This is a genomic window from Alteromonas sp. S167, from assembly GCF_036864375.1.
Taxonomy (GTDB): domain Bacteria; phylum Pseudomonadota; class Gammaproteobacteria; order Enterobacterales; family Alteromonadaceae; genus Alteromonas.
On record NZ_JAZETR010000009.1, the window covers coordinates 140,870 to 153,406 of the forward strand.

A 12,537-nucleotide genomic window follows, 5' to 3' on the forward strand; every position below is an offset into this window, starting at 1 on the left:
CAGTGCTTGCATTAAAAAACAGTTTCTATATAACACTTATGGTCGGGCTGAGACAAATCAGCAACAGTCCAAAAATGGAGAAAAGAATGAGCGACAAAATTATCCAGTTATCTGACGATAAATTCGAAGCAGATGTTATCAATGCTGAAGGTCCTGTACTGGTTGACTTCTGGGCTGAATGGTGTGGCCCGTGTAAAATGATCGCACCAATCTTAGAAGAAGTTGCGACCGAGTTTGATGGCAAGTTAACAGTTGGCAAGTTGAATGTCGATGAAAATAACGAAACTCCGCCTAAATATGGCATTCGTGGCATTCCTACATTGTTACTTTTCAAAAACGGCAATGTAGCGGCAACTAAAGTTGGTGCGTTATCAAAAGCACAACTAACAGAGTTCCTTAACGAGAACCTGTAATCGATACACGTCAAAACCGGTGCATTTTTGCGCCGGTTTTTTCGTTTTACCTTTTCTAATAACTACGCTTTGCTTTTTTATCATCAAACGCACGCTCCAAATTATTTAACAATTCAGCAGTAAAACGCTGGACGTTGTCTAAATATAGTGCTAACTTTTGTTTAGCGCTCATCCGAGCAGCATTCTGCTTACGCCCACATCCGGGTGAAATCAAATCTAAACTAGAACAGAGTGACTATAAGTCCTGTAAGCGAAGTTCAAGCACAAAGACCCACCAGTATGAATTTAACTGAATTAAAGAACAAACCAATAAGCGAGTTGGTTGCCCTGGCCGAGGAAATGGGCCTGGAGAACATGGCGCGCGCCAGAAAACAAGACATCATTTTCTCAATCCTAAAGACGCACGCAAAAAGCGGCGAAGATATCTTTGGTGATGGGGTACTAGAAATTTTACAGGACGGCTTCGGCTTTTTGCGTTCAGCTGACTCTTCGTATCTTGCTGGTCCAGACGATATTTACGTCTCTCCAAGTCAGATTCGACGTTTCAACCTTCGCACAGGTGACACCATTGCCGGGAAGATTCGCCCGCCGAAAGACAGCGAACGTTATTTCGCTCTGTTAAAAATTCGTGAAGTAAACTTCGACAAGCCAGAAAACTCACGTAATAAAATTCTTTTCGAAAACCTTACGCCGCTTCACGCAGCAGACCGTCTTCGCATGGAACGTGGTAATGGCTCTACTGAAGACATTACTGCACGTGTACTCGACTTGGCCTCACCTATTGGTAAAGGTCAGCGTGGTCTTATTGTTGCACCACCGAAAGCGGGTAAAACGCTTCTACTTCAAAACATTGCACAGTCGATTGCCGCTAATCACCCAGAGTGTGAGTTAATGGTCCTGCTTATTGACGAGCGTCCAGAAGAAGTAACTGAAATGCACCGCCTTGTACAAGGTGAAGTCGTTGCATCAACGTTCGACGAGCCAGCAAGCCGTCACGTACAAGTTGCTGAAATGGTTATCGAGAAAGCAAAGCGCCTTGTTGAACATAAAAAAGACGTGGTTATCTTGCTTGACTCAATTACGCGTCTAGCCCGTGCATATAACACCGTTATCCCATCGTCAGGTAAAGTACTTACCGGTGGTGTTGACGCCAACGCTCTGCACAAGCCAAAGCGCTTCTTCGGTGCCGCGCGTAACGTTGAAGAAGGTGGCAGCTTAACAATTATTGCTACTGCACTTATCGATACCGGCTCTAAAATGGATGAAGTTATCTACGAAGAGTTTAAAGGTACAGGTAACATGGAATTACACCTTAACCGCAAAATTGCAGAAAAGCGTGTATTCCCAGCTATCGACTTCAACCGTTCGGGTACCCGTCGTGAAGAGCTACTTACAGCTCAGGATGAACTACAAAAAATGTGGATCCTTCGTAAAATTGTTCACGAAATGTCAGAAATTGACGCTATGGAATTCCTTATCAGTAAGCTTTCGATGACGAAAACTAACGATGAGTTCTTCGATGCAATGCGCAGACAGAAAAGCTAAGTAATTTTCTGATATTTATAAGAAAGGCACCCGTAGGTGCCTTTTTTGTTTACTTGAGAAAAAGCGGTTGTTCGCCATATACTTTAGTCTAATATTCACTGTGATGTGAATGGGGTATTTTCTGCAAACAACTAGTTTTGTGCTGCAGTGTTAGCACGCCCACCAAACGCTCTACTCTGTTCACAGCTTTAAAGGAAGATAAACCATGCACTACAACGTGTTCCGCAAATTTTTATCACTTACCTTTGTTGGAGCTGCACTCTTAAGCGCCTCTACTATCGCGAGCGCGAGTAATGCTGATGTAGAAGCGCTGGCTACAGCAGTAGAGCCAGATGTCATTAAATGGCGTCATCATTTCCACGAGTTTCCTGAATTATCTAACCGCGAGTTTAAGACCGCCGAATACGTTGCAAATTATCTAAAAAGCCTAGGGCTTGAGGTGCAAACAGGCGTAGCTAAAACGGGTGTAGTGGCTATTCTCGACTCAGGTAAACCTGGTCCCGTTGTGGCGCTTCGCGCTGATATGGACGGCTTGCCAGTAAAAGAACAAAACGATTTGCCGTATCGCTCAACACAAATAGGTGAATACAACGGCAATGAAGTGCCTGTTATGCACGCCTGTGGTCACGACACGCACATGGCTATGTTGATGGGGGCTGCAACCATACTAACCGAGATAAAAAGTGAGCTGAAAGGCAAAGTTAAGTTTATCTTTCAGCCCGCTGAAGAGGGCGCTCCGGCTGGTGAAAAAGGTGGCGCTGAAGTTATGGTACAAGAAGGCGTTTTAAAGAACCCAGACGTAGATGCTATTTTCGGTTTGCACATTAATGCCAATACTGATGTGGGCTCTGTTCGCTACAATGCAGGAGGCACAATGGCAGCGGTAGACCCGTTTAAAATTGTGATACACGGTAAACAAGCCCATGGTGCTTATCCATGGAAAAGCGTAGACCCTGTAGTTACTGCCGCACAAATGATCATGTCTATACAAACTATCGTTAGTCGCGAGCTAAAGCTAATTGACGACGCGGCGGTGGTTTCAATTGGCTCAATCCATGGCGGTAATCGTTCAAATATTATTCCTAATGAAGTGGAAATGGTGGGTACCATTCGCACCTTAAACAAGGCTGCACGTGAGCATATTTATGAAGCATTGCCACGAAAAGTAAAAGCCATTGCTGAAAGCATGGGCGCCGAGGCCGAACTTACGCTTCCGCTTGATTACTATTACCCTATTACCTACAACGACCCAGAACTTACACAAGCTATGCTACCTACCATGCAGCGTACCGCAGGTGCTGATAAAACCTTGTTATCTAAGCCTGTAACCGGTGCCGAGGACTTTTCGTTCTTTCAGGAAAAAGTACCTGGTCTTTATGTATGGGTAGGTGGCAAGCCACTTGATGTGAGTGAAGAAGATAGCCCTGCTCACCATACGCCTGAATTTTACGTTGATGATGCGGGTATGAAGCTCGGCGTTAAGCTTCTTACCAACTTTACGCTCGATTACATGGCTCAACATTAAGCGCAACCTTAGGCTAAACAGCAAGCCCGTTAGTTATGAAAAGGGCTAGGTAACTATTTTGAAATTAGGCAGTACTACTATTACGCTATCATGGGCCTTGGTTTTTCAAGCCATTCTTACGTGCTTGCTCGGCGTGGGGCTTAACGCGCTTGAAGCACCCTTTGATAGCTCCGGTATTGCTATTTTCGGCGTAAGCGCGGCTGTTTACGCGGCCATGCGCTTCCATCCTGTTATTGCTATCCCTATTACGCTTATTATTAGTGTCCCACTTTGGTTAAACGAAGGCAGTATTGTTGGTAAAGAAAGCCTCACTTTGTTGCCTATTGTATTAAGCCTTTTTGGTTATCAAAAATCGCTTAAGCAAGTGATTAAAGTTGGTGCGGGCTTTTGGTCAATTGTTTTCCTACCTATATTGCTGCTGGAGCACTCTTTAGATAATAGCGATAACATCAATATGGTGTTTTCAGGTGTGTTGGTAACCTGGGTAAGCGGTGTGTTTGGCTTGGTCACTGGGCACTTTGCCTATCTTGCAGTTCACGGCCTAAGACGCCAGACATCGTCTAAGTCAGAGCGCATTTCGCTGCATTTCTTGTTTGGCTATTTCTTTTCGGGCTGCTTTTTCGTAGCGTCTATGGCGGTTATTTATTTGTCAATAAGCCTGTTTCAGCAGCAGCAAGAGCGCCAAATTCACAGCTACATGAAACAGCGGGTGAAAGTACTTGAATTCCAGCTTTCCGACTTTATTCGCCGACATCAAAATGCCATAGCAGGCGCTGCCCAAATGCTTTCAAGTGACGTGGTAAAAAACAACAAAGATGCTGCTGCAAATACACAGTTAACAATACTGGCTACGCGTTACCCCGAATTTTTAACCTTTCTTGTGGCCGACAAACAAGGCGAGATAAAACAAGCATACCCACCCACCATGCTGGAAAAAGCGCGGGAAAGCGGTATGCTCAATGTTGCCTACCGCCCATACTTTTATGAAGTAATGCAAAGCGGTCAGCCTTTCTTATCGAACGTGTTTCAAGGCAGAGGGTTTGGAAATGATCCAATAATTGCGTTATCGGCACCAATTGTAGACGTCAACGGCGTGCCCGTTGGTATTGTGGAAGGGTCACTGTCTTTAAATAGTTTTGCCGCGGTCGATAACTTGAGCTTAGGCGGCTTCTCGATGCTGATAGAAGATCAGAAAGGCGAGGTAATCTACGCGTCAGAGCGTCTTCAAATGCAACCGTTAACAAAAGCGCCCTTTTATGGATGTGAGCCTACCTGTCCTATAGAAGTAAAAGATGTTAACGATGATAGAACGTGGCTGCGCTTTGCAGAGCCTTTATCCTTTGCCAACTGGACAGTGAGCTATTACTTCGACAAACGCCTAGTCATGGTGTTGATGAGCAGCTACTTGCTTAAAGATCTGCTTTTGCTTTTGGTCTTGTCTTTGTTTGGTAGTTTTACAGGTTATGTAGTAGCTAAAATGGTGGGAGCTCCAATACGTAGACTCGTGCGTTATATTGCAGAGTTTGACCCCAAACAGAAAGACACCGCCAAGCTTTCTCAGCGCACGTTACATATCCAAGAATTGTCATCACTAAGCGATGAATTCATGAGCCTTGAGCGCCGTTTAATGAAGGCGTTTGACGACTTAGAAGCCGCTCGTGAAACCGAGCAAAGCTTGAACGTAGAGCTGAGCGATTTGAACCAGTCGCTTGAACATCGTATAGAAGAAAAAACGCATCACCTTGCAAGCGCGTTAAAAGAAGCGGAAGCTGCAAACATAGCAAAAACGCAGTTCTTAGCTAATATGAGCCACGAAATTCGCACGCCGATGAATGGCATCATAGGGTCATGCGAGCTTATGCTAGAGAATAAGCTACCATCACGCATAGAAGCACGTGCTAAAACCATTTCTAGGTCGGCCACTAACTTACTAATGATCCTAGATAGTATTCTCGACTGGTCTAAAATTGAGTCGGGTAAAATGCTTGTCGATACCCATAACACCGATGTTAGCGAGTTAATTGACGCATCTTGCGAACTTTACCGCTATATCAGTGAAGCAAAGGGCATTGAAATTATTACTAAGATGTCTGACAACTTGCCTACGCACCTGTACTTAGACGCAGGCAAGATAAGTCAGATAGTGAATAACCTAATCAGCAATGCCATTAAATTTACCAATGAAGGTAACGTTCAAGTACTTACAGACTACGACGGCAGTGCGCTTACTGTGTCGGTCGTAGATACAGGTATAGGCATTGAAGCAGACAAGCTTGGTAGAATTTTCGAAAAGTTTGAGCAAGCAGATGCGTCTACAACGCGCCATTTTGGCGGCACGGGATTAGGGTTAGCTATCTCTAAAGGGTTAGTAGAGCTAATGGGCGGCGAACTGCATGTTGAAAGCGAAGTAGGGCAGGGCACAACGTTCCGCTTCTATATTCCATGCACAGTTGGCGATAGCGATACCGCCAATGGTGATGACACCATAGTGGCATTGCCTGACAAATTACGTGTGCTGTTGGCAGAAGATAACGATATAAACGCTGAAATCGTTATTGATATGTTTGCTTCGGAGAACATTACATGTATTCGCACTAAAAACGGCAAAGATACCGTTGAAGCCGAGAAACGTTACGATTTCGATATTATTTTGATGGACTGTCAAATGCCGGTGATGGACGGGTTTACTGCCGCGTCGATTATTCGCAAAGAAGGCAGAAATAAACAGAACATTAAAATAATTGCGTTAACGGCCAACGCGTTTACCGAAGACAAAAATGCCTGCATAGAAGCAGGCATGAATGCGCATTTAAGTAAGCCTATTCGCAAAAAAGTGTTATTTGACAGTATTGCCCGTGAACTTAGTCGCGTTTAGTGCAACGCCTTTATCATTATTCTTACCGTCACTTACAATACGCAGCACCAGATAACCTAGGCAGGCCGACACCAACGAGCCTGCTAAAATACCCACTCGCTCATCAAATATCTGATTAATGCCCGTTTGTTCGAATGCCAGACCACCTATGAATAAACTCATGGTAAACCCTACACCGCATAAAAGGGCACAGCCATAAATGTGCTTTAAGTTTAGGTCATGAGGTAACGAGGCTAGTTTCAGTTTTACCATTAGTAAACAACAGCCAAATACGCCCAGCTGTTTACCTACGACAAGGCCTAAAAAGATACCAAAGGTCACTGGATGAAAAATACCCTCTGGGCTGATATTGCCAAAGCTAATACCGGCATTTGCAAAGGCAAACAACGGCAAAATGGCAAAGCTCACCGACCCATTTAGACTGTGCTCTAATCGGGTGACAGGGGAATAAGTCGTATCGTTAGGGTCACGCATGGGTATAAATGCCGCTAAAACAACGCCGGCTAACGTTGCATGCACGCCCGACTTCAGCATAGCTACCCATAATACTATGCCCACAAGTACGTAAGCAGGTATATCTACTACGTTGCGTTTATTCATTTGCCATAACAGCAGTAAGCATGCAGCAGCTATGTAAAGCGCACCAGCTGTGATGTTATCCGTATAAAACAGCGCAATAATTACAATAGCGCCGATATCGTCAATGATGGCAAGGGTAACAAGGAACACCTTCAAGCTCGTGGGCACACGGCTACCTAACAGTGCAAGCACACCAAGTGCAAAGGCAATGTCGGTTGCCGCGGGAATAGCCCAGCCAGCCACTGCCACGGGGTTGTCCCAATTAATACTTACGTAAATAAGCGCAGGGACTACCATGCCGCCAATGGCCCCGCTAGTGGGCAGTATAATATTACTAGGGTTTGATAACTCGCCTTCGCAAATTTCACGTTTCAACTCTAGTCCTACGTGAAAAAAGAAAATCGCCATTAGACCATCGTTTATCCAAAGCAAAAGCGGTTTATCAATTGCCCAAGAGCCAGCGGAAATTTGTACCGGCATAGTAATAAGCTGGTCGTAAACGGTATCAAGCGGTGAATTTGCAATAATAAGTGCCAGCACGGTCGCTAACATTAACAATATACCGGGCGCCGCTTGGCGATTGAGAAAGTCTGAAACAACGTCATGAACCTCTTCAATCACGTCATCGATGACATCGGGTTCGTGCTTGTGTGTCATGGTTATTCTCCTGCGTCCGTTATAAAAAGCCATTTTCCATGGCGGCTTTATGTTCTTTATTTATAGGCCCTTATTACCTTGCGATAAAATATTTAAAGGCTGTATTGAAGACACTATATCGTCTTAAAAATAGTTTATTAATTTTAGTTCATACGGCTGTTTTGCGAGTCGAAGATCACATTAAGGCATAAGCGGTATATTGGCTGAAAGGGGTATTTAAGTGGGTTTTGCGGTGGGATTTTAAACTGTTTTAGGCTACAATCGCGGCCTTTCCAAGGTTGTCCACTTTACCTACCCCGAGGATCTCTAGATGGCAAAAGTCGCGATTGTAATGGGTTCAACTTCAGACTGGCCTACCATGCAGCAGGCCGCGAAAATGCTGAAGTCGTTTGGTGTTGAATTTGAAGCGAAGGTGGTGTCGGCACACCGCACACCTAACTTGCTAGTAGAGTTTGCCGAGCAAGCCGCAGATGAAGGCTTCAGCGCCATTATTGCAGGTGCTGGCGGCGCAGCGCATTTGCCAGGAATGATTGCAGCCCACACACACCTACCAGTGTTCGGTTGCCCGGTTAAATCCAAAGCGTTAAATGGTTTAGATTCACTGTTGTCTATTGTACAAATGCCAAAAGGCGTAGCAGTTGGTACGCTAGCTATTGGTGAGGCGGGTGCAGCAAATGCAGGCCTTCTTGCTGCGCAGGTTGTTGCCCTTCAAGACGAAAGTGTTCGCAACGCTGTTATTGCATTTAGACAGTCTCAAACTGACACAGTTTTGGCTTCAAGCAACACGTTGGAGCTAGATGAATGAGAGTAGTAGTTTACGGCGCAGGCCAACTTGCACAAATGATGTACCTTGCGGGTAGCCCTCTAGGTATAGACGTACAAGCTGTTGACGTAAACAACGACACCGTTGTCCACCCCGTCAGCAAAACACCGTTAGACACAACGCTAGAGCAAGCGCTTGAAGCGGCTGATGCATTAACCGTTGAGTTTGAACACGTGCCTGAGCGTCTGCTTGAGCAGGCGGCGCAAACCAATAAGCTAATGCCTAACATCGATAGTATCTTAGTAGGTGCTGACCGCGTTAGAGAGAAAAAGCTGCTTGAAAAAATGGGCGTGGCGAATTGCGAACATCGTATTGTTACGCATCTAGATCAGCTTGACGATTGCGTAACCGCATTGGGAAGTAAGCTTATTCTGAAAGCTAGCCGCGATGGTTACGATGGCTACGGTCAGTGGCGTTTGGCCGAAGAAGCCGACCTACCAGAGCTTAAAAATGCGCTAACAGGATTAGATCTTGAAAACGTACCGCTAGTGGTTGAGAAAATGGTGGCTTTCGATAGAGAGCTATCACTTATCGGCGTACGTAACGCCAAAGGCGATATTCGCACCTATCCGCTTGCAGAAAACTTGCATCATCAAGGACAGCTGCACGTGTCGGTGGCACCTGCAACTAACGTTGACGATGCATTGCAGGCTCAAGCTCACGACATTTTCTCAAAACTTGCTGAAGGCATGGACTACGTTGGCGTGTTAGCCGTTGAGTTATTCCAAGTTGGCGACAAGCTGCTGGTTAATGAACTTGCACCTCGTGTTCATAATTCGGGGCACTGGAGTCAGTCTGGCGCCGTTACTAGCCAATTTGAAAACCATTTGCGCGCCGTGTGTGGATTGCCGCTTGGCGACACTAGCGCAATCGGTCCAAGTGCAATGGTAAATGTTATTGGTTGCAGTAGCTTCTCTCGCGATTTACTGAGTATAGATGGTAGCCACCTTCACTGGTACGGTAAATCGGTACGTGAAAAACGCAAGATGGGGCATATCAATGTGACAACTAATAGTTATGAAAGCCTAGGCGAAAAGCTAATGGCGCTTAGCCAATACTTACCGCTTGAGTACTTCCCTAAATTAGTTGGTGAAGCAACGCGATTAAAAGGTTGACACCAACGCGTTTATCGCTAGAATACGCATCCGCTGTCTAGGCAGCGGTTGTACTTAGTGTGCCGACTTAGCTCAGTTGGTAGAGCAACTGACTTGTAATCAGTAGGTCGCCAGTTCGATTCCGGCAGTCGGCACCATTTCTCTTTTTTCTAAAAGCGATATTACGTACACTAGCTTTGTTTACTAAAACGGAGCGTAAGTATGTTTTTCCCCTCATCGCGTTATCTAAAGTCATTGTTACTCAGCAGCGTATTAGCACTTAGTGTTACTGGTACCGCTTTCGCACATCAACACAAACAGCATCAACACGAGCAGCACCAGCAGCACAAACACGACGCGCACGACAACCATCAAACAATTATGGTGATGGACGGGTACGCGCGCGCTACCTTTGCGTTAGCCAAAACCGGCGCGGTGTATTTTACCTTACACAACAGCAGCACTAGCCCAATTACGCTTACAGGCGTAGACGTTGATAGCAGCGTAGCCGACGATGCCCAAATTCATACCACGGTAATGCAAGACGAGATGATGCAAATGCGCGAAGTGTCTGAAGGTGTTGTGGTAAAACCAAACGAGAAGGTTATGTTTAAGCCTGGTGGTTACCATGTCATGTTGCTAGGGCTTAGCAAAGGGCTTGAAGAAGGTAGTGAAGTGCCGCTTACACTGCATTTTAAAGAAGGCGAAACTATGGAAATCGAATTGGAAATAGTATTGCCAGTAAAAAAAGACGGTGAAGCAAACCACCATCATCACAAAGACCATCATTAATACAAAGACCAGTATTAATATAAAATGCATTTCACAAACGATCTATTTTGAGTGCTTGTGCTTCATTTCTACTGCTTTATCGCTTCTTTATGTAGGTCAACTACACCGCAGTTGCTCTGCATTGTATAAACGAAGCACAAACCTCTGCAAAATTGCATAGAAAAGGTTAACAGACTCTATAATCAAAAGGTTTATGAACTAATATCAAAAGGTTTTCGTTGTAATTAGCATGCTAAAGATAACGTTGCGTTAATCAGGGTTCATTGAGCTAGTCGATGAACCCAATCAATTTATTGCGACAGCTTTTCTGCGCGAATGTGTATATCATTTAATTAGATTAAAAATTTGGTTTTTAATTCTTTTGGTGAATTTGAAAACATCTGGATTAGATAAGGGAGTTTGACATGAGCAAGATTGATATTGGTATTTCTGAGAGTGATCGTAACGCAGTAGCAGAAGGATTGAAAAAACTGCTGGCCGATTCGTACACCCTTTACCTTCAAACGCACAATTTTCATTGGAATGTTGAAGGGCCGCAGTTCCGTGAGCTTCACTTGATGTTTGAAGAGCACTACACCGAACTTGCTACGGCAGTTGATGAAATAGCCGAGCGCATTCGCACACTGGGTGTTGCCGCGCCGGGTACGTATAAATCTTTTGCTGCATTAAGTTCAATTGAAGAAGTGGAAGGTGTGCCAGAGGCCATTGAAATGGTAAGGCTGCTTACGCACGGTCACGAGCAGGTGGTAAAAACCTGTCGCGCGTCACTTAAGTTAGCACAAGACGCAGATGATGAGTCGTCAGCAGCCCTAATTGGCGATCGCATGCGTGTGCATGAAAAAACCGCATGGATGCTACGCGCTACGCTTCCAAAGTAAAAGCGTTTAGCGTACCCAATGGGTAACCTGTCTTAAAGGGTACAGCACTGCTGTGCCCTTTTTTGTATACTCGTGTGTATTACAATTCTTAAATGCTGGCTATTATTTATAGGTAATCAGCTATTTAAACCCAATAAGCATGGATTGATGTAACGAACCATCGTTGCATAACACACGTTGAGGCTACCAATGACAACTAAGACCACCCTGTTACTCAGCGCTGCAGCGCTTACCGCAGCACTTAATCAAAATGCCGTTGCGCATGGCGGACATCACGACGACGGCTCACATTCCGACATTAAGGTAACCATTTTAGCAGAAGGCTTAGAGCATCCATGGGGAATGGCCTTTTTACCAAACGGCGATTTGCTTGTAACCGAGCGTGCGGGTGGCATTCAGCGTTTATCGAAAGACGGTAAGTTATCTGGGCGCCTTGCCAACGTGCCTGAGGTAGTAGCGCAAAATCAGGGCGGTATGTTAGATATTATCATCGATCCAGACTTTGCTACCAACAACACTATCTATTTTTGTTACAGCAGAGAAACTGATGTAGAAGGCAAAAGTGGAAGCAGCAGTAGCGTTGCTAAAGCAACGCTTACCGACAACGGGCTAGAAAACGTAAACGTCATTTTTAGCGCCGATTCAATTGTTGATAATGGCTTTCACTTTGGCTGCCGTCTAGTCTTCGATGCCGACAAGCACCTATATATCACAATGGGCGACCGCTATAAGTATATGCAAGAGGCGCAAAACACGAATAACCACTACGGTAAAATTGTTCGTATTAATCGCGACGGCAGCGTACCGAAAAGCAACCCATTTGTAGACGGTGATGCGCCTGAAGTGTTCAGCTACGGTCATCGCAACGTACAAGGGGTTACGCTTCATCCTGAAACCGGTGACGTTTGGGCTATGGAGCATGGTCCGAAAGGCGGTGACGAAATCAATGAAATTAAAGCGGGCGCTAACTATGGTTGGCCAGTTATTACCTACGGTATTGATTACAGCGGTGAAATCATCAGTGATAAAACCCATATGGAAGGCATGGAACAACCGTGGTTGTACTGGGACCCGTCAATTGCGCCAAGCGGTCTTACTTTCTACACCGGCGATATGTTTAAAGAGTGGCAGGGCGACATTCTAGTAGGCAGCTTGAAGTTTACACATCTTCGTCGCGTAAGTGTTGAAGACGGTAAACCTGCCGAGCAATTTGAATATGTCCGCGATATGCAGGCGCGTATTCGTGACGTTGAAGTGGCGCCTGATGGCTCTATTTATCTTTTAACCGACGCGACTAACGGTAAGGTTGTGAAACTGTCTAAATAACGTGTTGCGTTAAATTTATTGTCAGAAGCA

Annotated in this window: 10 protein-coding genes and 1 tRNA gene; 10 read left to right on the forward strand and 1 reads right to left on the reverse strand. The window is 45.2% G+C overall.

From position 1 onward, the window contains the following. The first annotated feature begins 86 nt into the window (after nucleotides 1–86). The 4 genes from trxA (at nucleotide 87) to V7R35_RS14515 (ending at nucleotide 6,358) form a co-directional block, all read left to right on the forward strand. Nucleotides 87–413: a thioredoxin TrxA gene (trxA, locus tag V7R35_RS14500; RefSeq protein ID WP_012517074.1), complete on the forward strand. Its 327-nt coding sequence runs from the start codon at nucleotides 87–89 to the stop codon at nucleotides 411–413. A gap of 279 nt (nucleotides 414–692) precedes the next feature. Continuing rightward, complete coding sequence (gene rho, locus V7R35_RS14505) at nucleotides 693–1,958, forward strand: transcription termination factor Rho (RefSeq protein ID WP_014997165.1); 1,266 nt, start codon at nucleotides 693–695, stop codon at nucleotides 1,956–1,958. 217 nt (nucleotides 1,959–2,175) lie between these two features. After that, the gene (locus tag V7R35_RS14510) at nucleotides 2,176–3,483 is read left to right on the forward strand and encodes an amidohydrolase (protein WP_334015684.1); all 1,308 of its coding nucleotides are present in this window, start codon (nucleotides 2,176–2,178) and stop codon (nucleotides 3,481–3,483) included. Between the two features lie 58 nt (nucleotides 3,484–3,541). Then, nucleotides 3,542–6,358, forward strand: a complete 2,817-nt coding sequence (locus V7R35_RS14515) for an ATP-binding protein (protein ID WP_334015626.1) — start codon at nucleotides 3,542–3,544, stop codon at nucleotides 6,356–6,358. Here the strand turns inward: V7R35_RS14515 and nhaA are convergent. Beyond that, entirely contained in the window at nucleotides 6,320–7,594 is a 1,275-nt protein-coding gene (gene nhaA, locus V7R35_RS14520) for a Na+/H+ antiporter NhaA (RefSeq protein ID WP_334015627.1), read from the reverse strand. The two genes, V7R35_RS14515 and nhaA, sit on opposite strands and share 39 nt — an antisense overlap. Before the next feature lie 310 nt (nucleotides 7,595–7,904). On the opposite strand from nhaA, the gene purE reads away from it, so the two are divergent. The 6 genes from purE to V7R35_RS14550 all read left to right on the forward strand — a co-directional run bounded on the left by purE (nucleotide 7,905) and on the right by V7R35_RS14550 (nucleotide 12,507). Next, the gene (gene purE / locus V7R35_RS14525) at nucleotides 7,905–8,399 is read left to right on the forward strand and encodes a 5-(carboxyamino)imidazole ribonucleotide mutase (protein ID WP_334015628.1); all 495 of its coding nucleotides are present in this window, start codon (nucleotides 7,905–7,907) and stop codon (nucleotides 8,397–8,399) included. Next, the gene (locus V7R35_RS14530) at nucleotides 8,396–9,532 is read left to right on the forward strand and encodes a 5-(carboxyamino)imidazole ribonucleotide synthase (RefSeq protein ID WP_334015629.1); all 1,137 of its coding nucleotides are present in this window, start codon (nucleotides 8,396–8,398) and stop codon (nucleotides 9,530–9,532) included. Before purE ends, V7R35_RS14530 begins: the two co-directional genes overlap by 4 nt. 61 nt (nucleotides 9,533–9,593) lie before the next feature. Then, nucleotides 9,594–9,669: transfer RNA gene (locus V7R35_RS14535), tRNA-Thr, on the forward strand. Nucleotides 9,670–9,733: 64 nt separating this feature from the next. Next, nucleotides 9,734–10,303 (forward strand): copper chaperone PCu(A)C, encoded by a 570-nt coding sequence (locus tag V7R35_RS14540; RefSeq protein ID WP_334015631.1) that lies wholly within the window; start codon nucleotides 9,734–9,736, stop codon nucleotides 10,301–10,303. 404 nt (nucleotides 10,304–10,707) lie between these two features. After that, nucleotides 10,708–11,181 carry a Dps family protein gene (locus V7R35_RS14545; protein ID WP_334015632.1) on the forward strand — a complete coding sequence of 158 codons (474 nt, stop codon included), beginning with the start codon at nucleotides 10,708–10,710 and terminating at the stop codon, nucleotides 11,179–11,181. A gap of 189 nt (nucleotides 11,182–11,370) precedes the next feature. Next, nucleotides 11,371–12,507 carry a PQQ-dependent sugar dehydrogenase gene (locus tag V7R35_RS14550; protein ID WP_334015633.1) on the forward strand — a complete coding sequence of 379 codons (1,137 nt, stop codon included), beginning with the start codon at nucleotides 11,371–11,373 and terminating at the stop codon, nucleotides 12,505–12,507. The last annotated feature ends 30 nt before the right edge of the window (nucleotides 12,508–12,537 follow it).

Bases quoted from the DNA above. Each gene is read 5' to 3' on its own strand.
- purE (WP_334015628.1), top strand. From the start codon at position 7,905: ATGGCAAAAGTCGCGATTGTAATGGGTTCAACTTCAGACTGGCCTACC.
- rho (WP_014997165.1), top strand. From the start codon at position 693: ATGAATTTAACTGAATTAAAGAACAAACCAATAAGCGAGTTGGTTGCC.
- V7R35_RS14540 (WP_334015631.1), top strand. From the start codon at position 9,734: ATGTTTTTCCCCTCATCGCGTTATCTAAAGTCATTGTTACTCAGCAGC.
- V7R35_RS14530 (WP_334015629.1), top strand. From the start codon at position 8,396: ATGAGAGTAGTAGTTTACGGCGCAGGCCAACTTGCACAAATGATGTAC.
- trxA (WP_012517074.1), top strand. From the start codon at position 87: ATGAGCGACAAAATTATCCAGTTATCTGACGATAAATTCGAAGCAGAT.
- V7R35_RS14550 (WP_334015633.1), top strand. From the start codon at position 11,371: ATGACAACTAAGACCACCCTGTTACTCAGCGCTGCAGCGCTTACCGCA.
- nhaA (WP_334015627.1), bottom strand. From the start codon at position 7,594: ATGACACACAAGCACGAACCCGATGTCATCGATGACGTGATTGAAGAG.
- V7R35_RS14545 (WP_334015632.1), top strand. From the start codon at position 10,708: ATGAGCAAGATTGATATTGGTATTTCTGAGAGTGATCGTAACGCAGTA.